This window comes from Azospirillum sp. FG154, assembly GCF_057809575.1.
Map to the genome: position 1 here is coordinate 30084 of NZ_JBMDKF010000034.1, position 24664 is coordinate 54747.

At 65.0% G+C, this 24664-nt stretch carries 23 protein-coding genes and 1 riboswitch; of the genes, 5 read left to right on the forward strand and 18 right to left on the reverse strand.

The genetic code is table 11. The annotated features are described in order from the left end of the window. Positions 1-388 precede the first annotated feature (388 nt). Both rpoH and ACODS4_RS25590 read left to right on the forward strand, forming a co-directional pair. Positions 389-1282 (forward strand): RNA polymerase sigma factor RpoH, encoded by an 894-nt coding sequence (rpoH, locus tag ACODS4_RS25585; protein ID WP_488868489.1) that lies wholly within the window; start codon positions 389-391, stop codon positions 1280-1282. A 253-nt stretch (positions 1283-1535) separates the two neighbouring features. Next, on the forward strand, positions 1536-2882 hold the full coding sequence (locus ACODS4_RS25590; RefSeq protein WP_488868490.1) for a protoglobin domain-containing protein: 1347 nt from the start codon (positions 1536-1538) through the stop codon (positions 2880-2882). 107 nt (positions 2883-2989) lie between these two features. On the opposite strand, the gene ACODS4_RS25595 is transcribed toward ACODS4_RS25590, so the two are convergent. From ACODS4_RS25595 to gcvT, 5 genes are all read right to left on the reverse strand, one after another. After that, on the reverse strand, positions 2990-3466 hold the full coding sequence (locus ACODS4_RS25595; protein WP_488868491.1) for a hypothetical protein: 477 nt from the start codon (positions 3464-3466) through the stop codon (positions 2990-2992). 149 nt (positions 3467-3615) lie between these two features. Next, positions 3616-5181 carry an aminomethyl-transferring glycine dehydrogenase subunit GcvPB gene (gene gcvPB / locus ACODS4_RS25600; protein WP_488868492.1) on the reverse strand — a complete coding sequence of 522 codons (1566 nt, stop codon included), beginning with the start codon at positions 5179-5181 and terminating at the stop codon, positions 3616-3618. Next, positions 5178-6521 carry an aminomethyl-transferring glycine dehydrogenase subunit GcvPA gene (gcvPA, locus tag ACODS4_RS25605; RefSeq protein ID WP_488868493.1) on the reverse strand — a complete coding sequence of 448 codons (1344 nt, stop codon included), beginning with the start codon at positions 6519-6521 and terminating at the stop codon, positions 5178-5180. Before gcvPA ends, gcvPB begins: the two co-directional genes overlap by 4 nt. A gap of 1 nt (position 6522) precedes the next feature. Next, positions 6523-6897, reverse strand: a complete 375-nt coding sequence (gene gcvH / locus ACODS4_RS25610; protein ID WP_488868494.1) for a glycine cleavage system protein GcvH — start codon at positions 6895-6897, stop codon at positions 6523-6525. A 62-nt stretch (positions 6898-6959) separates the two neighbouring features. After that, entirely contained in the window at positions 6960-8087 is a 1128-nt protein-coding gene (gene gcvT, locus ACODS4_RS25615) for a glycine cleavage system aminomethyltransferase GcvT (protein ID WP_488868511.1), read from the reverse strand. A gap of 187 nt (positions 8088-8274) precedes the next feature. After that, positions 8275-8391: riboswitch (glycine riboswitch) on the reverse strand. Between the two features lie 215 nt (positions 8392-8606). Here gcvT and ACODS4_RS25620 point away from each other — a divergent pair. Then, on the forward strand, positions 8607-9440 hold the full coding sequence (locus ACODS4_RS25620) for a hypothetical protein (protein ID WP_488868495.1): 834 nt from the start codon (positions 8607-8609) through the stop codon (positions 9438-9440). 245 nt (positions 9441-9685) lie between these two features. Here ACODS4_RS25620 and ACODS4_RS25625 read toward each other — a convergent pair whose 3' ends face one another. From ACODS4_RS25625 to ACODS4_RS25635, 3 genes are all read right to left on the reverse strand, one after another. Next, positions 9686-10426, reverse strand: a complete 741-nt coding sequence (locus tag ACODS4_RS25625; RefSeq protein ID WP_488868496.1) for an FkbM family methyltransferase — start codon at positions 10424-10426, stop codon at positions 9686-9688. A gap of 114 nt (positions 10427-10540) precedes the next feature. Next, complete coding sequence (locus ACODS4_RS25630; RefSeq protein ID WP_298370732.1) at positions 10541-10783, reverse strand: CDGSH iron-sulfur domain-containing protein; 243 nt, start codon at positions 10781-10783, stop codon at positions 10541-10543. Positions 10784-10842: 59 nt separating this feature from the next. Beyond that, positions 10843-11454 carry a hypothetical protein gene (locus tag ACODS4_RS25635; RefSeq protein WP_488868497.1) on the reverse strand — a complete coding sequence of 204 codons (612 nt, stop codon included), beginning with the start codon at positions 11452-11454 and terminating at the stop codon, positions 10843-10845. Between the two features lie 129 nt (positions 11455-11583). On the opposite strand from ACODS4_RS25635, the gene ispH reads away from it, so the two are divergent. Continuing rightward, positions 11584-12549 carry a 4-hydroxy-3-methylbut-2-enyl diphosphate reductase gene (ispH, locus tag ACODS4_RS25640; RefSeq protein ID WP_488868498.1) on the forward strand — a complete coding sequence of 322 codons (966 nt, stop codon included), beginning with the start codon at positions 11584-11586 and terminating at the stop codon, positions 12547-12549. A gap of 148 nt (positions 12550-12697) precedes the next feature. On the opposite strand, the gene uvrB is transcribed toward ispH, so the two are convergent. The 10 genes from uvrB to ACODS4_RS25690 form a co-directional block, all read right to left on the reverse strand. Next, a complete protein-coding gene (gene uvrB, locus ACODS4_RS25645; RefSeq protein ID WP_488868499.1) occupies positions 12698-14839 on the reverse strand; it encodes an excinuclease ABC subunit UvrB in 2142 nt (713 codons plus the stop codon). Between the two features lie 141 nt (positions 14840-14980). Next, positions 14981-15862, reverse strand: a complete 882-nt coding sequence (locus ACODS4_RS25650; protein ID WP_488868500.1) for a hypothetical protein — start codon at positions 15860-15862, stop codon at positions 14981-14983. A 142-nt stretch (positions 15863-16004) separates the two neighbouring features. Beyond that, a complete protein-coding gene (locus tag ACODS4_RS25655) occupies positions 16005-16397 on the reverse strand; it encodes a DUF6285 domain-containing protein (RefSeq protein ID WP_488868501.1) in 393 nt (130 codons plus the stop codon). Further along, complete coding sequence (locus ACODS4_RS25660) at positions 16397-17470, reverse strand: phosphotransferase family protein (RefSeq protein WP_488868502.1); 1074 nt, start codon at positions 17468-17470, stop codon at positions 16397-16399. Before ACODS4_RS25660 ends, ACODS4_RS25655 begins: the two co-directional genes overlap by 1 nt. A gap of 140 nt (positions 17471-17610) precedes the next feature. Then, positions 17611-18177, reverse strand: coding sequence for a hypothetical protein (locus ACODS4_RS25665; RefSeq protein WP_488868503.1), 567 nt, complete (start codon positions 18175-18177; stop codon positions 17611-17613). 5 nt (positions 18178-18182) lie between these two features. Next, positions 18183-18437, reverse strand: a complete 255-nt coding sequence (locus ACODS4_RS25670; RefSeq protein WP_488868504.1) for a hypothetical protein — start codon at positions 18435-18437, stop codon at positions 18183-18185. A gap of 252 nt (positions 18438-18689) precedes the next feature. After that, positions 18690-21335 (reverse strand): glycosyltransferase, encoded by a 2646-nt coding sequence (locus ACODS4_RS25675; RefSeq protein ID WP_488868505.1) that lies wholly within the window; start codon positions 21333-21335, stop codon positions 18690-18692. Positions 21336-21460: 125 nt separating this feature from the next. Continuing rightward, on the reverse strand, positions 21461-21757 hold the full coding sequence (locus ACODS4_RS25680) for an AzlD domain-containing protein (RefSeq protein ID WP_488868506.1): 297 nt from the start codon (positions 21755-21757) through the stop codon (positions 21461-21463). Positions 21758-21765: 8 nt separating this feature from the next. Next, positions 21766-22473: an AzlC family ABC transporter permease gene (locus ACODS4_RS25685; protein WP_488868507.1), complete on the reverse strand. Its 708-nt coding sequence runs from the start codon at positions 22471-22473 to the stop codon at positions 21766-21768. 10 nt (positions 22474-22483) lie between these two features. Beyond that, positions 22484-23368: an AraC family ligand binding domain-containing protein gene (locus ACODS4_RS25690; protein ID WP_488868508.1), complete on the reverse strand. Its 885-nt coding sequence runs from the start codon at positions 23366-23368 to the stop codon at positions 22484-22486. Positions 23369-23518: 150 nt separating this feature from the next. Between ACODS4_RS25690 and dusA the strand changes: the two genes are divergently transcribed. Beyond that, positions 23519-24517, forward strand: coding sequence for a tRNA dihydrouridine(20/20a) synthase DusA (dusA, locus tag ACODS4_RS25695; RefSeq protein ID WP_488868509.1), 999 nt, complete (start codon positions 23519-23521; stop codon positions 24515-24517). Positions 24518-24664: the final 147 nt, after the last annotated feature.

Here is a 24664-nt window from a genome sequence, read left to right on the forward strand (position 1 = left end):
TCACATCACGCGGGGCGCGTTCAAAGCCCAGAAGCCGCCCGGAAAAGCGCGCTTTGACGCATCCCATCACCGCCAAGGTCTCAAAGCGCCCGAACGAATGGCCGATAGACCAAAAGCCTAGGGTCATAGCGCTGGACTCAAAAACTCACCGCATCAGGGCGAAGAAAACGCCCAGACATACGCCGAAAATCCTTACTCTCTTTCCGATCAAACACTTGATCGCACTGCGCGACGCCACCATCATTGGTGCGGCATGTGGGATTTGACCAGATTCTCACTGGCCACAACAGAAATGCGGAATAAATTTTAAAGATTGGTCGTTTCCCGTCCGACCACTGTTCAAAGGACAGGCCCCCACGAACCGTGGAGCGTTGAAGGAGGCAATCGGGTGCTGAAAAAATTTCTGAACAGCGAAAGCTCCAGTTTTGCCCGCTACATTGAGGAGTCACGGCGTTATCCGATCCTGGCCCCTGAAGAAGAGCGTGAGCTGGCGGTCAGTTGGCGCGAACAAGGCGCCCCGCAAGCGCTCGACCGGCTGGTCGGCAGCCATCTGCGCCTGGTCATCAAGATCGCCCGTGGCTTTGGCGGCTATGGCCTGTCGATGGTCGATCTGGTGGCCGAAGGCAATGTCGGGCTGATGCAGGCCGCTCAGAAATTCGATCCCCAGCGCGGCTTCCGTTTCGCCACCTACGCCACATGGTGGATTCGCGCCGCCATTCAGGAATACATCCTGCACACATGGTCGTTGGTGAAGATGGGCACGACCGCCGCGCAAAAAAAGCTGTTCTTCAATTTGCGCCGCCTGAAAAGTCAGATGGCTGAATTGGAACAGGGCGATTTGTCCGTCCACACCGTGGCCGCCATCGCCACCGAACTCTGCGTCTCGGAAAATGACGTGGTGGAGATGAATCGTCGCCTGTCCGCCAGCGACAGTTCGCTCGACGCCTCTCTCCCCGGTGAAGGGGATTCCAACTGGCTGGAGATGTTGGCCGACACCCGGCCGACGCAAGACGCCGTTCTGGCCGACGCGAACGAATTGGCGGTGCGTCGCCGCCTTGTCGCCCAGGCGTTGGAGCGGCTGGATCCCCGCGAACGCCGCATCCTGTTTGAGCGCCGCCTGAAGGAAGAGCCTTCGACGTTGGAGGCGCTCAGCCAGCAATTTTCCGTCTCGCGCGAGCGTGTGCGGCAGATTGAGGTTCGCGCGTTCGAGAAATTGCAAAGAGCGGTGCTGGTGGCCGCGCAGGCGTTGCGCCGAACGACCCGGTCCGCAATTCCCGCCTGATCGCAGCGCCACCTTCACGGGCGCCAAGCTCATCAACAACCGGGTTTGGCGCTCGTGATGGCGGCGCTCTTTTTCAACAATAATGGAAACCGGCGGACATCCTGTCGGCTTGTTCAAGCCAAAGGTTCCCTGCGACAAAGTGACGTATTTAAAATTGCGTTAAGATCCACATCATGGCCACCCCGGTGGAACTTGTAGAATTTTCTATAAATTCTTTGTACGCTGCCGATATCGCCCCTTGGAGAATGCGTCCATGTCGAACGCCGCTCAACCACAAACAATCGCTGAACGCATTGCCTTTTTGCGCATTGACGAACCAACCAAAGCGGCTCTTCGCGAATTTCAACCTTTTCTGGCACAGCGGATCGACCAAATTCTTGACGAGTTCTATTCGTATCTGCGCAATGTTCCTCAAGTTTCCGTTCTTTTATCCAGCCCGGCAACGGTCAGCCGGGCGCGTGATCTTCAGAAACAACACTGGTTGCGCAACGTCTTTACCGGCACTTTCGACGACGCCTACGTCAATCAAGTGTTGAAAATCGGCCAAACCCATCAACGGATCGGCCTGGAGCCGCGCTGGTACACTGGCGCCTATTGCTTCACGCTGAACAAGCTGATTGATCTGGCGGCGCAGGTTTACCGCAAGAAGCCGGAAAAGCTGGCCCTGCTGCTCCAGTCGATCAACAAGGCCATCTTCCTCGACATGGATCTGGCGACGTCGGTCTACATCGACCTCAACACCGCCGCGATCATCACCCGCGAGCTTGGCTCGACCGCCGACAGCTTCGAGCGTGAGGTCAAGGGCGTGGTCCAGGCCGTCGCCGCCGCCGCCAGCCAGTTGCAAGGCACGGCGCAAAGCATGAGCCGCTCCGCAGAGACGACGAGCGAGCAATCGACCCAGGTCGCCGCAGCCGCTGAGGAAGCCTCCGTCAACATCCAAACCGTCGCGGCGGCGGCGGAAGAGTTGACGGCGTCCATCAGCGAAATCAGCCATCAGGTGGCGCAATCCGCCGCCATCGCCGGAGCGGCGATGACCGAGGCCGAACGGACCAACGCCACCGTGCAGGGGCTGGCGGACGCCGCCAGCAAGATCGGTCAGGTGGTCAAGCTCATCCACGACATCGCCAGCCAAACCAATCTGTTGGCGCTGAACGCCACCATCGAGGCCGCCCGAGCCGGTGAAGCGGGCAAGGGCTTCGCCGTCGTCGCCAGCGAGGTCAAGTCTTTGGCCAACCAAACCGCCAAGGCGACCGAGGAAATCAACGCCCAGATCGGCGCCGTGCAAGGGGCCACGCAGGAGGCCGTCGGAGCCATCCGCTCCATCTCTGGCACGATTTCCCGCATCAACGAGATCTCAACCTCCATCGCCACCGCCATAGAAGAACAGGGCGCAGCCACCACGGAAATCGCCCGCAACGTTCAGCAGGCGTCCATTGGCACCCGCGAGGTCAGCGAGACCATCCTGCGGGTCAACGGCTCGGCCAACGACGCCGGGGTCGAAGCCCGCAACGTCCTGGACGCCACCAAGGATTTGTCCCGTCAAGCCCAGACGCTGGGCGCCGAAGTTGACCGTTTCCTGGTCCGCGTGCGCGCCGGATAAGCCAATCACAACGCCGTTTTGAATTGCCAAAAAGGGGCGCGTCCGATCAGGCGCGCCCCTTTTCCATCCCGCTCCGCCGTCGCCCCGGTTCAAGATTGGCTCCAAGCTCACTCCGCCGCCAGCGCCATGGCGACCAGACGGGCCGGGCGGCGACGCGGCAGATAGATGCGGGCGGCGTCGAGGATTCCCGCCAACTCCCGCAGCGCGTCGGTGGCCATGCACAGGGCGACCACCGGCAGCCAGCGGTCGAACAGTTGCGCCGCCGTTTCCGAATCCCCGCCCTGGATCGCCGCCAGCGCGTCAAGCATGGCCGCCTCATCGGCGCTGACGCGCGCGCAGGCGGGGCAACGCACCTCCGGCTTGGTTGCGTTGGCGACGGCGAAGGTTCCCAGCAGCGCGAACAACGGCAACAACGCGGTGTTCGGCACCCCGGCGATGTTCAAACCGATGCGCATCGACGCCATCGCCCCCGCCGTCCCGGCGCGGAACCATTGGCGGACGCCGGTCAGCAGGGCGCGCTCCGCCGCCGTCAGATCCATCACCGTCCAGGGCGACGGACGCCCTTCCCCAACCGTTTCGCACATCGTCCACGCTCCTTCGCTTGGTTGCGAAGCGCACTCTACAACACCACCTCCATAATTGCGAACGATTCTTAATTGCGAAATTGCCGCAGGCACAAAAAAGGCCCGCCCTCCCATGTGGGAGGAGCGGGCCTCGTCTCAACCGCCGTCCGTTACTCGGCGGCCAGCGCCTCGGCCCCAACCGGCGGGGTCCAGCGCAGGATCGGCTTGCGGGCCGCCGCCGTTTCGTCCAGACGACGGCGCGGCGTCAGACGCGGCGCGCCCTGGAAATAGGCGACGTCGCCACCCTTGGCCCGTTCCGCCAACGCGCGCAGCGCGTCGATGAACTGGTCCAGGCTCGCCTTGCTTTCGGTTTCCGTCGGCTCGATCAGCAGGGCGCCATGGACGACCAGCGGGAAATACATGGTCATCGGGTGGAAGCCCTCGTCGATCAACGCCTTGGCGATGTCGAGCGTGGTGACGCCGGTGCCCTTCAGGAAACGGTCGTCGAACAGGCATTCGTGCATGCACGGCCCCTCGAACGACGCGGTCATCACGTCGTCCAGGCGGGCCATCACATAGTTGGCGTTCAGCACCGCGTCGCCCGACGCCTGCCACAGCCCATCGGCCCCGTGGCTGAGCATGTAGGACAGGGCGCGGGTGAACATGCCCATCTGGCCATGGAACGCCTTCATCCGGCCAAAGGCCGGGCCGTCCCCAGCGCTTTCGACCAGATCGAAACCGCTGGCCCCATGGGTGACGTAGGGAACCGGCACATAGGGGGCCAGCGCCTCGGAAAACACCACCGGACCCGACCCCGGACCACCGCCGCCATGCGGGGTGGAGAAGGTCTTGTGCAGGTTGATGTGCATGGCGTCGACGCCAAGATCGGCCGGGCGGACCCGCCCGACGATGGCGTTGAAGTTGGCGCCGTCGCAATAGAAATAGGCCCCCGCCGCGTGCACCGCCTCGCCAATCGCGATGATATCGCGCTCGAACAGACCGCAGGTGTTCGGGTTGGTCAGCATCAAACCGGCGACGTCCGGCCCCAGCTTCGCCTTCAGCGCGTCGAGATCGACGCGGCCATCGGCGGTCGCCGGAATCGAATCCACCGTATAGCCGCAGGCGGCGGCGGTCGCCGGGTTGGTGCCATGGGCGCTTTCCGGCACCAGGATCTTGGTGCGGGCCGCGTCGCCCTTGGCCTCATGCGCCGAGCGGATCGCCATGATGCCGCACATCTCGCCATGGGCGCCCGCCGCCGGGGCCAGCGTCACCGCCGCCATGCCGGTCAGGGTCTTCAGCCAATGGGCCAGCGCGTCCATCAGCTCCAGCGCGCCCTGCACGGTGCTGACCGGCTGGAGCGGGTGAACGTCGGCGAAGCCGGGCAGCCGCGCCATCTTTTCGTTCAGGCGCGGGTTGTGCTTCATCGTGCAGGAGCCGAGCGGGTACAGGCCGCTGTCGATGGCGTAGTTCTTTTGCGACAGGCGGGTGTAGTGGCGAACCACCTGCGGCTCGGCCAGACCGGGCAGACCGACCTTGGCGCGCGGCTTCACCCCGCCCAGACGCGCGGCCACCTTGGGAACGTCGGGCAGATCGACGCCGCAACGTCCGGCGGCGTCCTGTTCAAAAATCAGCGGCTCTTCGATCTGAAGGCCACGGTTGCCGGTCACGGTGCCGGTCACGGAATCGGTTCCGCCAGCGGGAATGGCCGAGGGACGGCCCTGGGAATTCATGCTCATGACAGAACCTCAGCAAGCGCCGTGGCGAAGGCGTCCATGTCGGACTCGGTGTTGGTCTCGGTGACGGCGACCAGCAGCAAATCATCCATCGCGCCCGGATACAGGCGCGACACCGGCACGCCGCCCAGAATGCGGCGTTCGGCCAGCGCCTCGACCACCGCCGTGGCCGATTTCGGCAGCTTGACGGTGAATTCGTTGAAGAAACCGTCGTTGACGACGCTGACGCCCGGAACCGCCGCCAGCTTGTCGGCCAGTTGCACCGCCTTGGCGTGGTTCAGTTGCGCCAACTGGGTGATCCCGGCCTCGCCCAACAGGCTGACATGGATCGAGAAGGCCAGCGCGCACAGACCGGCGTTGGTGCAGATGTTCGAGGTCGCCTTTTCGCGGCGGATGTGCTGCTCGCGGGTCGAGAGGGTCAGCACGAAGCCGCGACGGCCATCGGCGTCCACCGTCTCGCCGCACAAGCGGCCCGGCATTTGGCGGACATATTTGTCTTTCACCGCGAACAGCCCGACATAGGGGCCGCCGAAATTCAGCGCGTTGCCGAAGGACTGGCCTTCCGCCGCGACGATGTCGGCCCCCATCTCGCCCGGCGGGGTGAGCAGGCCAAGCGACAGCGCCTCCGTCACCACGACGATCAACAGCGCGCCCTTGGCCTGGCAGACCTTGGCCAGATCGGAGTAATCGCGAATTTGACCGAAAACGCTGGGATTCTGCACGACGACGCAGGAGGTCTTGTCATCGACCTGCGCCGCCAGATCCTCGACTCCGGTCGGGTCGGCGGGCAGCGCCACGGCGTCAAAGCCGATGAAACGGGCGTCGGTCGTCGTCGTGTCGCGGTAATGCGGGTGCAGACCGCCCGACAGGACGGCCTTTTTGCGCCGCGTCACCCGGTTGGCCATGATGACGGCCTCGGCGCAGGCGGTCGCGCCGTCATACATCGACGCGTTGGCGACATCCATGCCGGTCAACAGGGAGACTTGCGTCTGGAACTCGAAGAGAACCTGCAAGGTGCCCTGGCTCACCTCCGGCTGATAGGGGGTGTAGGCGGTCAGGAATTCGCCGCGTTGGACCATGTGGTCCACCGTCGCCGGGACATGGTGGCGGTAAGCGCCGGCGCCCAGGAAGCTCGGGACCGACCCGGCGGCGAGATTCTTCGCCGCCATCGCGCCCAAATAACGCTCGACCTCAAGCTCGCCCATATGGTTGGGCAGGCCCCCGATCGGGCCGGACAGGCGGGCCGCCTCGGGAACATCGCGGAACAGATCGTTCACCGACGCCGCGCGGGTGGCCGCCAGCATGGATTGCCGGTCGGCCTCGGTCAGGGGCAAATAGCGCATGTTAGTGGGATTCCTCCACGAAGGCCGCGTAGGCGGCTTCGTCCATCAGCGCGTCAAGCTGCGACGGATCGCTGAGCGTGACCTTGAAGAACCAGCCGTCACCTTCCGGCGCGCTGTTGGCGAGCGACGGGTCATCGACCAGCGCCTGGTTGGCTTCGATCACCGTGCCGGACACCGGGCAATAGACGTCGCTGGCGGCCTTGACCGACTCGACGACGGCGGCTTCCTTGCCCTGCTCCAGAACGCGGCCCGCCTCGGGCAGTTCGACGAACACGACGTCGCCCAACTGGCCCTGGGCGAAATTGCTGATGCCGATGGTGGCGACGTCACCCTCGACGCGCACCCATTCATGATCCTTGGTGTATTTCACGGTCATGCTGATCCCCTGTTCAAAGCGGAATTTTTAAACGGCGAAACCTGGACGGAAACCGGAAGCGGTCAGCCCCGGTAATAGCGCTGCGCCACGAAGGGCAGCGCGGCGACGCGGGCGGGCAACGGCTTGCCGCGCACCATCAGAGTGACGGGCGTGCCGATGGCGGAATGCGCGCGGTCCACATAGCCCATGGCGACCGGCGTTCCGGCGGTCGGGCCGAAGCCGCCGCTGGTGATCTCGCCGATCTTGGCGCCGTCGGCGTCGAGAATGTCGGTGTGCTCGCGGGCCGGTTGACGACCGTCCGGCTGGATGCCGACGCGGCGGCGCGACGCGCCGTCGGCCAATTGCTGGACGATGACGGCGTGACCGGGGAAACCGCCCTCGGCGCGGCGGCGTTTCGGCAGGGTCCATTCCAGCGCGCCATCGACCGGCGTCGTGGCAGCGTCGATGTCGTGGCCGTAGAGGCAGAGGCCCGCCTCCAGCCGCAGCGAGTCGCGGGCGCCCAGGCCAATCGCCTCGACCTCCGATTCCGCCAACAGGGCGCGGGCGATGGCCTCGGCGTCTTGGTTGGCGCAGGAGATTTCGTAGCCGTCCTCGCCGGTGTAGCCCGAACGGGTCAGCGTCACCGGCAGGCCGTTGAAGCGGCTGGTCAGGCAGCTCATGAATTTCATCGTGGCGGCCTCAGGCACGAAACGGGCCATCACCTCGGCGGCCAGCGGCCCTTGCAGGGCGAGCAAGGCCAGATCGTCGAGATGTTCGACCTCGACCAGACCGGCCAGCTTGGCCCGCATGTGGGCGATGTCCTGCTCCTTGCAGGCGGCGTTGACCACCAGGAACAGGTGATCGCCCGCGTTCGTCACCATCAGATCGTCAAGGATGCCGCCCTGCTCGTTCAGGAACAGCGTGTAGCGGGTGCGGCCCAGGGCCAGCCCCGTGATGTCGCCGGGAACCAGAGTCTCCAGCGCCGCCGCCGGATCGACCCCGCTTGAACCCATCGGCTTCAAACGCACCTGCCCCATGTGGGAGACGTCGAACAGACCGGCCTTTTCGCGGGTGTGCTGGTGCTCCTTCAGGATGCCCAGCGGGTATTGCACCGGCATGTCATACCCGGCGAACGGCACCATGCGGGCGCCCAGTTCGACGTGCAGCGCGTGCAACGGGGTGGTTTTGATGGTCTCAGCAGTCTCGGTCACGCTGTCTTGGCTCACGCTGGCTCTCCGGCATAGGGGACGCGCCCGCGCCGAGACTTCGGCGCGAGAGTTTGCCCCCTCTGTCTTGGACCTGAGAGATTCGCCAACCGACGGCGGAGCCTGTCGGGCTGGTTTACTCCTTCGGTGAGCCGCCGCGCCTGCGCGCCGCGTCTGCTTTCCAGAGTTGCCTTATCCCCTTGCGGTCCTTGCTGCCTGAGAGTTTCCGGGGGCGGTTGCTCCTTCGGCGCCACCGTCAGCCCGCCTTGGTGAAAGCGGCGTCAACGGCGATCTCTCCCGCGAGGGATCATCAGCGTGTCGCCCGCACACTGTCGCGGATAGGCATGTTTGTCAATCGGGGGATCGGGCGCGCGCAGAAAACGCCCAGACCCTCATATTCCTATTTATAGGATTTTTATCTTTACGGCAAGGCCATGAGCGGCGATCATTCGTCCATGCGCTTCAAACGGCTGGCCAGCCACATCCTCCACGCGCATCGACCAATTTTTTGAACGGAGCGCCTCCATGGCTGTCCAGACTTTCAACCCGACCGACCTGTCGCAATCCGCCACGAATTGGGCCGTGGCCCAGCGCATCGTCGGCCCCTTCGCCCCGCACGCCCAGGTCACGCCGAATCTGACCCTGGCGTTGGATCCCGGCTTTCTGCTGAGCGGCACGACCCTGACCGAAGTCAACGCGCAGAATGTCGGCCCCTTCGCCCCGCCCTCCTCCGGCTTCCGCATCGACCGCGTGGTGATCGACCGTTCGACCGGCGCCGCGTCCATCGTCACCGGCGCCGCCAACAGCCTGACCCCGCCCGCCATTCCCACCGGCAAGCTGCCGGTCGCCCGCGCCATGCTTCAGGCGACGACCGACGCGATCACCAACGCGGTGATCGTCGATGAGCGGGCATTGGCCGATCTGACGCCCGCGCCAAAAAACACCGTGATCTGTCGCGCCACCCTGAACGGCGTCGATCAGACCGGCGTTCCGACTGGAACGCTCACAAAAGTCAACTTGAACGCCACTGACTTCAACATCGGGGGTGGATTTGACACAACCAACAAATGGTTCAAGCCAAATGTTGCTGGTCACTATGCCATTCGTGGTCAAATTGGCACACTCGCCAATGCTGGCTCGAATATTGCGTCCGTTCTTTTCAAAAATGGCGCGCAAATTTCATGGAATTGCGCCTGCCCAGGATCATCCATCTACCAGTACACTGGGGGAAGCGACATTGTGTATCTGAATGGAAGCACTGATTATGTTGAGCTTTTCGGCATTCACAACAATGGATCAAATGGGTATTTCCAAGGAACTGGATACGCAACTTTTTTGACAGCGCAGTTGATAAATTAAACGTGAACTGAATTCAAAAAGGAAACCTTGGGCTTCCCCCGCCTCAAAATAAGCCAAAGCGGGGGATGTCTCATTTCAATCACAAATTCAAGTGGCTGCCGCAAAAGGGCGGCTTCTTGGTCTGCTTGTGATTTCAAACACTCTTCAGGATCGCTGCTCTCCTAAAAATTCCGGTGGCGACTTCTCCTTTGGTCAGACCAGCGCCGCCACGCTCACCCCCCATGGCGAGGACGTTCCCCGCCCCCTCACGTCGTCCGAACAAACAAGATGTCCGCTTGCACCGGGCCGCCATCCGGGCCGCGTGACGGTCGCCAATAGACGACGGGGTGGAATCCGGCCTCGGCCAGGAAAGTTTCCACATCCTCGACCAAGGCCTGCCCCTCATACAGCTCGATGAAGGAGCATTCGGCGTAAATCCAGGTGAATTCAGGCAAAAGGCCCGTCGCGCCGCGCAGGATGTCCAGTTCACCCCCCTGCGCGTCGATCTTCAACAGGGTTGGCCCAATCAGGTCCGCCGCCGTCAGGGTTTGGTCCAGCCGGGCCACCGTGACCGTCTCCTCGCCAACGCGGTGCGTGCCGGGGAATTGCGCGGTTTGCCGTTCGGTGATGGCGCGCAAGGATGAACTATCGACGCGGGCCGACACATGCATCACCCGTTCGCCCCCCTGTTCGGCCAAGGCCAACCGATGCCGGATCAGACGCGGCTCACCCGCCGCCCATTGGCCCAAACGGGCGAAGGGGGCCGCCAACGGCTCGAACGCGTGGACCCTGGCGTCGGGAAACAGCTCCAGGGCCAACAGCGCGAATTGTCCCTTGTTGGCGCCGACATCCACCACCGTACGGACGCTCAACCCGCGCAACAGCGGCTCATGCTCCACGCCCGCCGCTGCGCCCACCATCAGGCCCCGACGGAAACGCCGTGTCCGCAACAGACGCAGGGCCTTGCCGACCTTGCGGCGCAGTTCGCCCAAACGACCGCTGCTCATCGAATCCACGCCACAAGACTCCGCAGACCTCAAAACACCGGCGCCAAACGGGTTTCCCATCCGTCGGCGGCGGCGGAGCGAAGGGCGCCCAATCCTGGCGCCCTCCGTCTGACCTTACTTCAAATCCAAATGGCTGCCGTCGCAAAAGGGCGGCTTCTTGGTCGCCTTGCAGCCGCAGAAGCGGGCCTTCATCGTGGTGGCCGGGGCGAACTTCATCGGTTCAAAGCCGGTTCCGGCGTGGCTGCCGTCGCAAAAGGGCTGCTTGGCGCTCTTGCCGCAGCGACACCAGTAATAGGTTTTGCCAGCCTCCATCTCGACGGTGAAGGGTTCCTTGGCGGCGACGACGGGCTGGGCCATTCAACACTCCCTTGGCGGTTGGCTACGGGTGGTTGGCGAAAAGCGAAAAACGGCGGCGGTCAGCGTTTCAACTGGGCGCGGTTGAAGGCCAATTGTTCCGGCGTCAACTGGAAGCCCAGATAGACCTTCCAATCCTTGGCGTTGGCGTCCTTGGGCAGGGGAATCTTCGGCGCCAGCTCTTCCTTGCTGCCCGCGCGCGGCTGACCGGCGGGGAAGGTCACGTCGGTGTCAAAATACACCTTGGAGACGACGCTGTCGTCCGGCTTGGCCAGGGCGACGAAATACTGGTACTTGGCGTTGTCGCCCTTCATCGCCGGGCCGCGCTCGGCGATCAGGAAGAGGTTGACGTTCACCGTCACGCCCGCGTTGGTGTATTCGCAGTTGCCCGAAAAATCGGCCAGCGCCGCGCGCGATTCCAGATCGGTCAGGTCGCGCCCGCCTGGGCGCAGCACCGTCACTTCCGACAAATCGCGGATGATGGAAACCTTCGGGCAGGCGAGCGCCAACTCCGCCGGAGAAGGCGGCGCCAACCCCAGGCCGGAACAGGCGGACAAGCCAACGGCGGCGGTCGCCAAAACGACCAACGCGCGCAGGCTTTTCCGGGCCGGGCTTTTCAGGCCCAGGCTTTTCAGAGAGGGGGTCGCTGTATTAGGGTCGCGGCGGCGGTCCATCGGTTCGGCCTGATCGGTTGGATCGAAAGAGTGTGGGTTTGACTTTAGAGATCCCGCGCAACCGGCACAAGGCCATGCGACGGCTTTGTTTCCTGTGACAGTTTTTGCAACGGCGGCCCCGAGAGCGACATGACCAACCCGGCATCCCTGACGATCCTTCTCGCCGCCCCGCGCGGTTTCTGCGCCGGTGTGGACCGGGCGATCCAGATCGTCGAAACGGCGCTGGACCGTTACGGCCCGCCCGTCTATGTGCGGCACGAGATCGTGCACAACCGCTTCGTCGTCGAAAGCCTGGAAGCCAAGGGCGCCGTTTTCGTCGATGAGTTGTCAGAGGTTCCGGACGGCGTGCCGGTGGTGTTTTCCGCCCATGGCGTGCCGAAATCGGTGCCGCAGGCGGCGGAGGCGCGCGGCCTGTTCTATCTCGACGCCACCTGCCCGCTGGTCAGCAAGGTCCACCGCGAGGCCGAACGTCACCACACCGAAGGCCGCCAGATCGTGCTGATCGGCCACGCCGGACACCCGGAGGTCATCGGCACCATGGGGCAATTGCCCGACGGCGCGGTGGTTCTGGTGGAAACCGTCGCCGACGTGGCGACGTTGGCGGTGGCCGACCCGGACAATCTGGCCTTCGCCACGCAAACCACCCTGTCGGTGGACGAAACGGCGGATATTCTGGCCGCGCTCCAGGCCCGTTTCCCGGCCATCGCCGGGCCGAAGAAGGAAGACATCTGCTACGCCACCACCAACCGCCAAGCGGCGGTGAAGGCCATCGCGGCGAAGGTGGACGCGCTGCTGGTGCTGGGCGCGCCGAACTCCTCCAACTCCAAACGGCTGGTCGAGGTGGCGAAGACCCATGGCTGTCCGGCGGCGCAACTGGTGCAACGGGCCAGCGATATTGATTGGACGGCGCTGGACGGCATCCGCCGCCTGGGCATCACGGCGGGCGCGTCCGCCCCGGAAATCCTGGTCGAAGAGGTCATCGACGACGCCCGCGCGCGGTTCGACGTGACGGTGGAAGAACTGCGCACGGCGACCGAAAACGTGGTCTTCAAGCTGCCCAAGGCGTTGATCGAGGACCTGTCCGGGCAGGAGTGAGCGGCGGCTCTCTTAAAACCGGCCCCCTCCCCAACCCTCCCCCGCCTGCGGCGGGAGAGGGAGCCAGCGCCGGATTGCCCTCCACCGCCGCAGGCGGGGGAGGGAGGGACCCGCGAAGCGGGAGGGAGGGGGCAAAGCCCCTGCAATCTCACGGCCCCTTGCGCCGACGCCCCTGCTTTTTCGGCGCGCCTTCGGGGATGCCCCGGCCCTGGCGGGCGCTGCTGATGCCGATGCTGCCGGGGGCTTCCAGGCCGAGATCCATCGCCTCCAACCGGCGCAGCTCGTCGCGCAGACGGGCGGCTTCCTCGAACTCCAGATCGGCGGCGGCGGCGCGCATGCGCTTTTCCAGATCGGCGATGACGCTTTTCAGATTGTGGCCGACCAGTTCGGTGGCGTTCAACCCGGTTTTCACCGTCACATGGTCGCCGCGCTCGTACACGCTTTCCATGATGTCGCCGATGGCCTTCTTCACCGATTCCGGCGTGATGCCGTGGTCGAGATTGTAGGCGGTCTGCTTCTCGCGCCGCCGCGCCGTCTCGTCGATGGCGTATTTCATGCTGTCGGTGATCTTGTCGGCGTAGAGGATCGCCCGGCCCTCGACGTTGCGCGCCGCCCGCCCGATGGTCTGAATCAGCGAGGTTTTTGAGCGCAGATAGCCTTCCTTGTCGGCGTCGAGGATCGCCACCAGCGCGCATTCCGGGATGTCCAACCCCTCGCGCAACAGGTTGATGCCGACCAGCACGTCGTAAGCGCCCAACCGCAGATCGCGGATGATCTCGATCCGCTCCAAGGTTTCGACGTCGGAATGGATGTAACGGACGCGCAAACCGGATTCATGCATGTATTCGGTCAGCGCCTCCGCCATCTTCTTGGTCAGCGTGGTGACGAGGATGCGGTAGCCCTTGGCCACCACCTCCTTGCACTCGCCAATCAGATCATCGACCTGGGTCTCAGTGGGACGGACGATGACCGGCGGGTCGATCAGGCCGGTCGGGCGGACCAACTGCTCGCTGAACACGCCGCCGGTGCGCTCCAACTCCCACGGACCGGGGGTGGCGGAGACGAAGACCGTCTGCGGGCGCATCGCCTCCCATTCCTCGAACTTCAGCGGTCGGTTGTCCTTGGCGCTGGGCAGGCGAAAGCCGTATTCGGCCAGCGTTTCCTTGCGCATCCGGTCGCCCCGGTACATGCCGCCGATCTGCGGCACCATGACGTGGCTTTCATCGACGATCAGCAGGGCGTTGTCGGGCAGATACTCGAACAGGGTCGGCGGCGGCTCGCCCGGCGCGCGGCCGGTCAGAAAGCGCGAGTAGTTTTCGATGCCGGCGCAGGCCCCGGTCGCCGCCATCATTTCGATGTCAAAGGTGGTGCGCTGCTCCAGCCGCTGCGCCTCCAACAGCTTGCCCTGCGCGTTGAACTCCTCCAACCGGAGCTTCAGCTCTTTCTTGATTTCGCCGATGGCCTGGTTGAGCGTCGGTTTCGGCGTGACGTGGTGGCTGTTGGGGTAGATTCGCACGGCCTCCAGCGCCGCCAGCTTTTCGCCGGTCAGCGGGTCGATCTCATGGATCGCCTCGATCTCCTCGCCGAACAGGGAGATGCGCCAGGCGCGATCCTCCATGTGGGCCGGGAAGACCTCCACCGTGTCGCCGCGCACGCGGAACAGGCCACGGCCAAAGGCGGCGTCGTTGCGCTTGTACTGAAGCTCGGTCAGCTTGCGCAGCAGGTCATGCTGAGGAATCACCTCGCCCTTGCGCAGGTCGAAGGTCATTTCCGAATAGGTTTCGACCGACCCGATGCCGTAGATGCAGGACACCGAGGCGACGATGATGACGTCGTCGCGCTCCAACAGCGACCGGGTGGCGGCGTGGCGCATCCGGTCGATCTGCTCGTTGATCGAGGATTCCTTCTCGATGTAGGTGTCGGTGCGGGCGACGTAGGCTTCCGGCTGGTAATAGTCGTAGTAAGAGACGAAATACTCCACCGCGTTGTCGGGGAAGAAGCTCTTCATCTCCCCGTAAAGCTGGGCGGCCAGCGTCTTGTTGGGCGCCAGCACCAGGGTTGGCCGCTGCACCGTCTGGATCACATGCGCGATGGTGAAGGTCTTGCCCGACCCGGTGACGCCCAACAGCACCTGATCCCGTTCCCCCTTCCCCAACCCCTCGGTCAATTCGCCGATGGCGCGCGGCTGGTCGCCCGCCGGGACGTAATCCGACACGATGACGAACTGTTTTCCGGCCTCCAGCTTGGCGAAGGACTTGGCGGGGATGGGGGACAGGACGGGGTTGGCCATGGCGCGGATCGGTCCGGGTCGGTGGTACGGAACAGGAACCGATTATATGGGCCGACCGGGACCGTCTGTCGAGCGATGCGGCGCCATCGCCCGCAAAACGGCCTCGGTCGGGTCATTGCCACACATGCATCGCCCAGCCCGCTACGAGGCGCCGACCGGGGTGAACCACAGGGCGGCGTTGTCGAGAGGCACCCCATCGGGCAGAATCGGATTCTTGATGCGGAAGATTTTCCGCTTTTCAAAATGCACCTGATCCAGCACCGACTTGATTTGCGGGTGACTGTTGAACAAGGCGTCAAAGGAACCATCCGCCTGCGCCGTCTTCAAACCGCGCATCAAACGGTCGGCCAGCGCCGTGTTCTTCTTGTTGACGTAAAAATACCGGGTCAGCGGGTAATAGAGCGCGATGGTGGATTCAACCTCGATCCCGCTGGCCTCACCGCCGTTGCTGTCCAACTCCGCAAAGGCTTCGTTGGCCCCGCGCGGGAACCCGACAAAACGTCCGGCTTGCAGCATCGAGAAGGAGTTGGCGTAACCGGTCGTTCTCTCGACCGTGAAGCCCGCCTCCGACAGGATTTGAGTGTCGGCCCAGGAAAACACCTGCCCCACCGACAGTTTCAGCAGATCATCCAACGTCTTGACCGCCGCAAAACGCGGCGCATCCTCTTTGCGGATCAGAAAGACCCGGTAGCCCAACAGCCCCTTGTCGAGCGGGAAGTGAATCGGCAACAGCCGATCCACACGCTCCTTGGTCGTTGACGCGACCATAAGGTCGAACGTATCGCCCGCCTCCAGGATTTCAATCTGTCGCGGCCCGGGCGCCTTGGTGTCCACCGCCTGCAACCGATACGGTCCATCGGTCGCTTCGGTCTTTTTCAGCGCCAGTTCCAGCACCGCAAGCGGGTATTCGTGCCGGGGGTCGCGGTTCGATTCCGGTGCGTTGTACCGCACCACAGTCTGCGCCAGCGCGTTGGTTGACAAAAACATTGCGACCAGACCGACCGCGATTGCGCGCAAAGCCATGACTTCCTCCCAGAAATATTCCTCAGAGTCAGAGCATGCGCGCGCTTTCGCAAAATTTCTTTTAGGGTTTTCCCTGCGACATAATAAGACCGAAAGACAGACGCGCCGGTTTGGATCGGCTCCGCCCCCCCCGGCACGGCGGTTACGCCCCCTGCGCCGCCTTCGGGTTGGCGATGGCCAGACGCGCGCGGACGATGGCCTCCAGCGACGCCATCAGCGTGTCCTGGCCGTCGCCGTCGAAAGCCCCGGTGGCGATTTCGATGCACAGGCGGTGTTGCAGGGCGTCCACCCGCGTCGCCAGTTCCTCGCCGCACAGGGCGGCGTCGGCGTCCTCGCCATAGAGCGGGGCGAGCGCCAGCAGCATCGCCCGCCCGGACTCGTCCAACCCGCGCAGCTCGCGGTCGGCGATCGCCAGCGCGTTGGCGACCATCAGCGCGGCGTAGCGGCCTTCGGGCGGCAGATGGGGCAGCACGTCGCGGCGCAGGGTCGCGGCGGCGATGTCGAGCAGGGCGAAGGCGTCGGGTCCGGCGCGCATCAGCCGATCCTTTCCACAGGCGTCACCGCGCGGGCGGCGGCGGATTTCAGGTGGCGCAGCAGATCCATTTCGATCTCCGGCAGCATCCGCCCGGTCAAGGCCAGTTCCAGCGAGGGTTCCGCGCCGGAGCTGTGGCGGCGGCCATGCTGCAAGGCGATGGCGGCCCAGCGCAGATAGGCGGCGGTTTCCCAATAGGCGACCCGCTGGGGATCGACCTTGCGGCCCGCCGTTTCCTCATACCCGGCGTAAAAATCGGCCCGGTCGGCGATGCCGCCCGCCTCGCGGTTGATCCGGCGAAAGCGCCAGGAACGGGCGCAGAAACAGCCGAGATCCTCCATCGGGTCGCTGAACCCGGCGAACTCCCAATCCAGGATCGCCGCCAGCGCGCCGTCCTTGACCAGATAATTGCCGGTGCGGAAATCGCGATGGCACAGCACGACAGCGCCCGGCAGCGGCGCGTTGACGTGCAGCCAGCGCAAGCCCCAGGCCAGCACCGGATCGCGCTGGGCGACGTCGCCGATCCAGTCGCGGAACTGGTGGATGGCCTCTTGCGCCGGGCAATCGGGCGGCGGGGCCAGCGCTTCCAACCCCGGCGTGGCGGGGGTAAGACGGTGCAGGCGGCCAAGCTGCCGACCAAGGGCGCGGGCCAAATCCGCTTGCGGCGCGTCGCCCTTGACCACGGCGAAACCGGCGCCGATTCCGTCCACCCGCCGCATGATGAAAAAATCGGGACCGAGAACAGCCGGATCGTCGCAGACGAACAGCGGCTCCGGCGCCGTCACCCCGGCGTGGAAGGCGGCGGACAGCGCGGCGAACTCCCGCCGCTTGCCAATGCTGGCCGACACCCGCCCCGCCGATTCCGCCCGCAGCACGCAGGCGTGACGCCCGGCCTGCGGCCCGTCGGCGACGTCCAGCGTGATGGCGCGGTTGGCCGCGCCGCCCAACGCCCCATCCGCCGTCACCGCGACGCGGGAGGCGCCGGCCTGCGCGGCCAGCCAGCCTTCCAGGCGGCGCCGGCTGTCATCGGTCAACAGCGTGTCGGCTTGTGGAACGGACGGGTTCGCGTCAGGCACGGCCTACCCCCTTCATCCACGCTGGGCGTCTGAAATGGTAAGCACGAAGCCCTACAGCGAACAACGCAAAAAAACATTACATTTCCCGACTGACTAGATGGGAAATGAAGTTCACCTTACTACATGTTTTTTGATTTGGGTCAGTTGCCGCCAGTATTCAAGTCAACAGCGGATTGAGCAGATGAAAGCGCAGATTTCATGGCCGTCATCTCAGCTAATGTCTGCATTGTCACAGCCATCACACCCCCGTCAAAATCGCGGTAATGTGCTGAATACAAAAGACTGCTGCGCAAACGTTTGCCAATCATCACACTGCGCACCCCAGCAACCGCAAAGGCTTGGGTCAACGCAAAGTCAGCATTAATCAACAATCCATGCTTCTGAAGATTTGGCTTTAAATTTCCTAAAACGCCAACTTGAATGGGGCGAATGTTGCAAAGCCATTTAAGGGTGTAGCTGGCGATCTTATAACGATCTATGCGTTCCATGCCATGGAATTTTTTGATCCGGCGCACATCAATGAAATAACTTTCCACGGCGTTGAGAAGCAAGGCCTTATTCATAACCGCGCTGTCCAACCCAGAAGTTACAAGTTTTTTATTATATGAATCAAATGCTTGACAGAAAAATGTCGCCCGCTTTGCAATTCGGGCGCTTTCTGCAACTTCATCTGCTGATTCAATAAAATCTTCTGTATAATCAAACATGCTATTCAAACCGAATCAGAGCCGGATTTGTTTAAATTGCTGGCTTCTGCCGCCGCTTCACTAGCTGCAACATCGCTCATGCATTCCTGGGAGGCATTAAATTCTTCGTCGAGAGAGGCTTCATACGCTTCAAGCGCTACGGCTTCGTCAAATGGGACATCATCGTTTGGAAGAATCCAACGAGACACATCACGAATGCCCTTATTGCGAAGGAGTTTTTCAAACTCCTCGATAAGAGCCTGATTCAGCGGGATTGGCATGAGTTACGCTGCATGTGTTTATGGTGAAAAGGATCGTCTCAACGGCAATCACCCAAAGGTTACGCCTTGTACGATCCCTCGCTGCCGCGGTCAACCATTATCGCGCAAATAAAATCCCAAAAGGCGAGCATTCGCGAAAAAGACAACCCGCTCAGAATAGATGCACAATAGGAACCGTCAATCCCGTATCCGTATCCGTAACGATACGAACAGGCGGATTGACGCCCCGCCTCTCATCGCTTTTGCAACGTATCAGATTGCGATTGCCCTCGCGGCCTCCCGCCTTGGCTCCGCCGCCTGGACGGGGACCGACAGGGCGCGCGGCTTGCGATCCGGCAGCGTGTCGTGGATGGCGAAGCCAACCGCCATCAGGTTGGGAACCGCCATTGCGGCGAGCAGGATGGCCCAGAGTTGCAGCGACAGCGTGCCCAGCGGGTTGACCAGCGCGGCGGTCAGCGACGCGGCGACCAGCGACGCCGACAGAATGGCTTCGGGACGGGCGCAGAAGCGGCTTTGCCCGCGCTTGCCCCCCTTGGCGGTGACGCGGAAGGCGTCCTTGCGCCGCACCGCGCCGCGCAGCGCGGCCAGCGCCACCGTGGTGGACAGCGCCATGCCGACGGCGCAGGCCCCGACGCTCTCCCCCCAACGGTTGCCCGAAGCGTAGCGGGCGGCCAGCAGGCTCGACCCGGCGCGCAGGACCAGCGCGCCCAACACGGCGGCGGTCGCGGCCACCGGCGGCAGATGCAGCGGCAGAACCAGCGCGGCGAAGGTCCAGGTCACAGCGGCGACGGCGGCGATCAGGCCGACCGCGTCCGACCACCAGCGGATCCAGTTGCCGACATAGCCCAGCTTCTGCCCCGCCGACAGCCCGGCTTCACCGCCGACGGCCTGGGGCAGGAACTTCCGCCAATGCGCCCGGACAATCTGGGTGGAGCCGAAGACCCAACGGTCGCGCTGCTTGCGGAACTGGGTGAAATTGTCCGGCGCCAGCCCCTCGCCCAGCCGTTCGTCGGTGTAGGCGGCGCGGTAGCCCGCCGACAGGATGCGCAGGCCAAGCTCGGTGTCCTCGCAGATGCCCGCTTCCGACCAGCCGCCCACCCGTTCCATCGCCGCGCGCCGCAGCATAATCATCGTGCCGTGGCAGATGAAGGCCTGGCTGGCCACGCCATCCTGCATGCCGACGTCGAAGAAGGGCCGGTATTCGGCGGTCATCGCCGCTTTCAGCGCGGTTTCGTGGCCGTCGCGGTGTTCCTGCGGGGCCTGGACGATGCCCACCGACGGATCGGCGAAGACCGGAACCAGCTTCGACAGCCAGTCGCGCGACACGGTGTAATCAGCGTCCAGCACGGCGATGACCGAGGCCGCCGGGTCGGTGTGGCGCAGCGCCGCGTTCAACGCGCCCGCCTTGAAGCCGGAGATTTTTTTGTACCAGTGGAACTTGAAGGTCGGACCAAGCGCCGCGCACAGCTCCTCCACCGGGCGGACCAGACGCTCCTCTTCGGTGTTGTTGACCAGAACGACGACCTCGTAATTCGGGTAGTCGAGATGGGCGAGCGAGGTCAGCGTCGCGGCCAGAACGTCGGGCTGCTCGCGGCAGGCGGCGACGTGGATGGAGACCATCGGCGCGCAACCGCTGGCGCGCGGGGCGCGGGGCAGCAGTTCCGGCGCGCGCCCGGTCAGCAGGCGGCGGGCGACGTCGGCCAGATCGGCGAAGGCCACGCCCATCATCAGCGCGCCCAGCGCGAAAGCCGACCCCCAGGTGGTCAGCGCGCCAAAGGTCAGATACTCGCCATAGGCCGCCGCCACCGCGCCGCCGACGGCGAAACCGACGACGTTGCCGCCCAGCGCCGCCGCCAGCGCGTAGGCCCCATTGCTGCGCCGCCGGAAGACGGCGAGGGCCGACAAAACCAAACCAACCGCCAGCGCCACGCCCGCGCCGACGCGGTCGCCATAGGACGGGCCGACCGACCCGGACATCGCCCATTTCGGCGCGCGGTCGGCGTCGAGCACGCCCCAGCTTGGGCCGGGCGAACCTTCGATGGTGGATTTCCACACGCCGTCAAACGCCTCGACCACGTTGTAATCAATGCCCAGCGCCCCGGCTTCCGCCGCGAAGCCGCGCACGACGGCGGCCTGGGCCTGCGGCGTCGGGTAGGCGTCGTGGAAATTCTCCCCGCCCGACGGCCAACCGACCTCGCCGACGAACAGCTTCTTGCCGGGATGGGCCTTGCGCACGCTGTCCAGCCGGTCGCGAATCCAGGTCAGCGCCTTGTCGGCGGGCACGCCCTCCCAATAGGGCAGGACGTGGACGCCCATGAAGTCCGACGCGGCGACGGTGGCGTTGGCCTTGACCATCTCCGACCAGACGTCGGCGGTGCCGACCTTGATCGAACGCGGCACGGCGGCGCGCACCCGCTTGATGAATCCGGCAAGCTCGGCGTCGGTCAGATCGGCGCGCAGCAGGGTTTCGTTGCCGACGACGATCCGCCGGACGCCGCGCACGCTCTTCGCCAGCGTGATGGCGCGGGCGACCTCCTGCTCGTTGCGGGCGGCGTCGCGGCTCAGCCACACGCCGAGCGTCACGTCCAGCCCCTTGGCCGCCGCGATCTCCGGCACTTGGCCTTGCGAGCCGAGGGTGGAGTAGGTGCGCACCCCGTCGGCGAAACCGGCGATGGCGCTCATGTCCTTTTCCAGATCGGCCCGCGCGACGATTGGGGAATGGGTCGGGTCGTAATCGCGTCCCGAGGGGGAGTAGGACACCGATTCGATGCGGCCGGGTTCAGCCTCCACCGCCGTCGGCGCGTTGCGCCAGGACCAGACGCCGGCATGGCCAGCGGTCACAGCCAACAGGGCGGCGGCGATGGCGGCGCGCCGCACCGGATTCTTCGGGGTGTTCATGGGGAGTTCGCGATGCCCTGAGCTGGGGGCGGCCTTGGCGGTCGCCGGACATCGACATCAACGCGGGGCGCCCCGCCGCTATTCCCCCATCATCCCGATTTTTTCTGGGGCGAGGCTGCGAAGCGCTACATCACCCGCCGCAGCACGACCACCGCCGCCACCCCCAGCGCCACCGCGACGGCCATCGGCACGCGCCGCGCAATCAGACAAACAAACAAGGTCGCCAACGCGTCGGACGGGCGCGACAGCGCCGCCGGGGCGACCAAGGCGACCAGCACCGCGCCGGGCGTGGCCTCCAACGCCGCGTTCGCCGCCGGGCCAAGCCGGATTCGGGCGATCAACCACGGCCCGCCGACCCGCGTCAACCAGGTCAGGAAACCCGCCGCGACGATCACCGCCAGCAGCCCGCTATCAAAGATCATCCCATCCATCACGACGACGCCTTTCCACGCCACGCGGCGACCGCGCCGCCAGCGACCGCGCCCGCCAGAATGTGCCAGGGACCGCCCGGCGTCAGGGCGTTGACCGCCAGCGCCGCGCCCGCGCTCGCCAACCAGGGCGGCAGGGAGCCGACGCCGGTCCACAGCCCGGCCAGCAGGCAGAGGAAGACGGCGATGAAGGTGAAATCCAAACCCCAGGCGGCGGGATCGGCCACCAACGCCCCGGCCAGCGTCCCCGCCACCGTGGCGCTCAGCCAGCCGACATAGAGCGTCAACCCGACGCCGAACCAATAGCCGAAGGTCAAGCCCTGCCCGCGCCGCAGGGCCAGAGCCCACACCTCGTCCGTCATGAAGAACAGCGCCAGACCGGCGCGCAGCGGCGGCACGCCACGAAAGCGCGGGGCCAGAGTCGCCCCCATCAGCAGATGGCGCAGATTGACCAGCAGCACGCTGGCGACCACGGCCAGACCGGGCGCGCCATGGCCCCACAGCTCCACCGCGACGAATTGCGAGCTTCCAGCAAAGACGACGCCGCTCATCAGCCCCATGTCGAGCGGCGTCAATCCGGCCTTGGCGGCGAGGCTGCCCAGCAACAGCCCGAAGGGAACGGCCCCCGCCAAAATCGGCAGAGCGTGAACGGCGCCGAGCGCGACTTCGCGCGGGACGGACGTCGGGGATGGAAGGGTGATCGTGCTCATGCCCGGCACGCTACGCCGCCGGGCCAACCCCGTCTTGCACAGGATTGCTGCCGCGTCGGTACTGGCCGGGGGAAACGCCGACCTGCGCCTTGAACACCCGGCTGAAATGCGCCTGATCGCAAAAGCCGCAGGCCATGGCGATGTCGGCCAGCGGCAACGGCCCGACCAGCAGATCTTTCGCCCGCCGCACCCGCCGCCCCGTCAAATAGCCGTGCGGCGTGGTTCCGACGGCGGCGCGGAAGACGCGCAGCAGGTGAAAACGGCTCAGCCCCACCGCGTCGGCCAGATCGCTGAGTTCGACCGGGGCGTCGAGGTGGCTGTCGAGGAAATCGCGGGCGCGCCGCACCGCCAACGGCTCCCGCCCGACCGGAGGCAGGCCGCCGGTCAGATCGCCATGGCGCAGCGCCACGGCGGCCAACGCGCGCAGGGCGTCGGTGTCGATGCGCAGAGTCTCGCGCGCTGTATCCTCCAGCCCCAGATGCAGGGAGCGGATGGCGTCGAACAGCGCCGGATCGTCCAACTCCGCGTCGGTGAAGGTCGGTTGGACGGTTCGTCCCAGCGCCTCCGACGCCGCCTGTCCCAACAGCCCGACCGATGGGTAGAACATGCGGTAGGCGTAACCGCTGTCCGCCGGGCGGCCATCGTGCAGAACGTCGGGGTTGAGAACCACCACCTGACCGGCCCGCGCCACCCGCTCCACGCCCCGGCAGCGGTACAGTTCGGTTCCGGCGGTGATGACGCCGATCACATAGGTGTCGTGGGTGTGCGGGGCGTAGCTGTGATGGTGAAAGCGCGCGTTCAGGCACTCCATGCCGTCAAAGCGCCGCTCGCGCCACAGCCGGGCGAAATCCCGCCCCCTCAGCGGGGCGCGTGTCAGGGCGTCGTGCTGGTCCATGCCCGTCAGTCTACCAGCCCGCTGCGCGCGCCGTCTTGAACAGGATTGCGGTGGGGACAGGATTGCGGCGGGCGCGCTGGACTTCGCGCGCCGGATCGTCCAGATGAAGGCGCTTCTTTCCTTCTTCACGCCCTTGGACCGACCGCCAGCATGACCGCCATTCCGCTTTCCGTGGCCCCGATGATGGACTGGACTGACCGCCATTGTCGGTATTTCCATCGCCTGCTGTCGCGCAACACGCTGCTCTACACCGAAATGGTGACGACCGGCGCGGTGCTGCATGGCGACCGGGAGCGGCTGCTTGGCTTCGACGCGGCGGAGCATCCGGTCGCCTTGCAGCTTGGCGGGTCGGACCCGGCGGATCTGGCCGCCTGCGCCCGCATCGCCGAGGAGTGGGGCTATGACGAGGTGAACCTGAACGTCGGTTGCCCGAGCGACCGGGTGCAGTCGGGCCGCTTCGGCGCCTGCCTGATGGCCGAACCCGATCTGGTCGCCCGCCTGATCGGCGCGATGCGCGAGGCCGTGTCCATCCCCGTCACCGTCAAATCCCGCATCGCCATTGACGAAATGGAGGAGTGGCCGACACTGGAGCGTTTCGTCCGCACGGTGTCAGCGACCGGCTGCGACCATTTCATCGTTCACGCCCGCAAGGCCTGGCTGAAGGGCCTCAGCCCCAAGGAAAACCGCGACGTGCCGCCGCTGCGTTACGATCTGGTCCACCGGCTGAAGCAGGAAAACCCGCATCTGACCATCGCCATCAACGGCGGCATCCGCAATTTGGACGAGGCGGCGGCGCATCTGCCCGCGCTGGACAGCGTGATGATCGGGCGAGCGGCCTACGAAACCCCCTATCTGCTGGCCGACGCCGACCGCCGCCTGTTTGGCGGCCTGCCCGGCCCCGACCGTCACGCCGTGGTCACGGCGATGGCCGATTACGCCGAGGAGGCGCGGCGGACACGCGGAACCCCGTTGGCCGCTATCAGCCGCCATATGCTGGGCTTGTTCCAGGGCCTGCCCGGCGCACGGGCGTGGCGCCGCCACATCAGCGAGAACGCCCATCTGCCCGGCGCCGGGCCGGAGGTGCTGATCCAGGCGGCGGCGCTGGTGCGGCGCGGGCGCGGAACGGGGGATGGCGCGGCGGAGGCGTGACGGACGGCGCCATCCCCGCCCCTTGTTCCACACGCGGGCCGTTGGGCCGGGCGAGTGGAACGTTTGAAACACCGTGAAACGGTTTTCACGACCCTGTTCACTTGTTCCATACGCGACGACGCCGGAGCGCGCCGGACGGCGCAATCC

Coding starts and splice junctions, on each gene's coding strand:
- ispH (WP_488868498.1), top strand. CDS start 11,584: ATGACCAACCCGGCATCCCTGACGATCCTTCTCGCCGCCCCGCGCGGT.
- ACODS4_RS25650 (WP_488868500.1), bottom strand. CDS start 15,862: ATGGCTTTGCGCGCAATCGCGGTCGGTCTGGTCGCAATGTTTTTGTCA.
- ACODS4_RS25630 (WP_298370732.1), bottom strand. CDS start 10,783: ATGGCCCAGCCCGTCGTCGCCGCCAAGGAACCCTTCACCGTCGAGATG.
- uvrB (WP_488868499.1), bottom strand. CDS start 14,839: ATGGCCAACCCCGTCCTGTCCCCCATCCCCGCCAAGTCCTTCGCCAAG.
- ACODS4_RS25635 (WP_488868497.1), bottom strand. CDS start 11,454: ATGGACCGCCGCCGCGACCCTAATACAGCGACCCCCTCTCTGAAAAGC.
- ACODS4_RS25675 (WP_488868505.1), bottom strand. CDS start 21,335: ATGAACACCCCGAAGAATCCGGTGCGGCGCGCCGCCATCGCCGCCGCC.
- gcvPA (WP_488868493.1), bottom strand. CDS start 6,521: ATGCGCTATTTGCCCCTGACCGAGGCCGACCGGCAATCCATGCTGGCG.
- ACODS4_RS25655 (WP_488868501.1), bottom strand. CDS start 16,397: ATGCGCGCCGGACCCGACGCCTTCGCCCTGCTCGACATCGCCGCCGCG.
- gcvPB (WP_488868492.1), bottom strand. CDS start 5,181: ATGAGCATGAATTCCCAGGGCCGTCCCTCGGCCATTCCCGCTGGCGGA.
- ACODS4_RS25625 (WP_488868496.1), bottom strand. CDS start 10,426: ATGAGCAGCGGTCGTTTGGGCGAACTGCGCCGCAAGGTCGGCAAGGCC.
- ACODS4_RS25680 (WP_488868506.1), bottom strand. CDS start 21,757: ATGATCTTTGATAGCGGGCTGCTGGCGGTGATCGTCGCGGCGGGTTTC.
- dusA (WP_488868509.1), top strand. CDS start 23,519: ATGACCGCCATTCCGCTTTCCGTGGCCCCGATGATGGACTGGACTGAC.
- gcvH (WP_488868494.1), bottom strand. CDS start 6,897: ATGACCGTGAAATACACCAAGGATCATGAATGGGTGCGCGTCGAGGGT.
- ACODS4_RS25690 (WP_488868508.1), bottom strand. CDS start 23,368: ATGGACCAGCACGACGCCCTGACACGCGCCCCGCTGAGGGGGCGGGAT.
- ACODS4_RS25670 (WP_488868504.1), bottom strand. CDS start 18,437: ATGCCAATCCCGCTGAATCAGGCTCTTATCGAGGAGTTTGAAAAACTC.
- ACODS4_RS25685 (WP_488868507.1), bottom strand. CDS start 22,473: ATGAGCACGATCACCCTTCCATCCCCGACGTCCGTCCCGCGCGAAGTC.
- ACODS4_RS25665 (WP_488868503.1), bottom strand. CDS start 18,177: ATGTTTGATTATACAGAAGATTTTATTGAATCAGCAGATGAAGTTGCA.
- ACODS4_RS25620 (WP_488868495.1), top strand. CDS start 8,607: ATGGCTGTCCAGACTTTCAACCCGACCGACCTGTCGCAATCCGCCACG.
- ACODS4_RS25590 (WP_488868490.1), top strand. CDS start 1,536: ATGTCGAACGCCGCTCAACCACAAACAATCGCTGAACGCATTGCCTTT.
- ACODS4_RS25595 (WP_488868491.1), bottom strand. CDS start 3,466: ATGTGCGAAACGGTTGGGGAAGGGCGTCCGTCGCCCTGGACGGTGATG.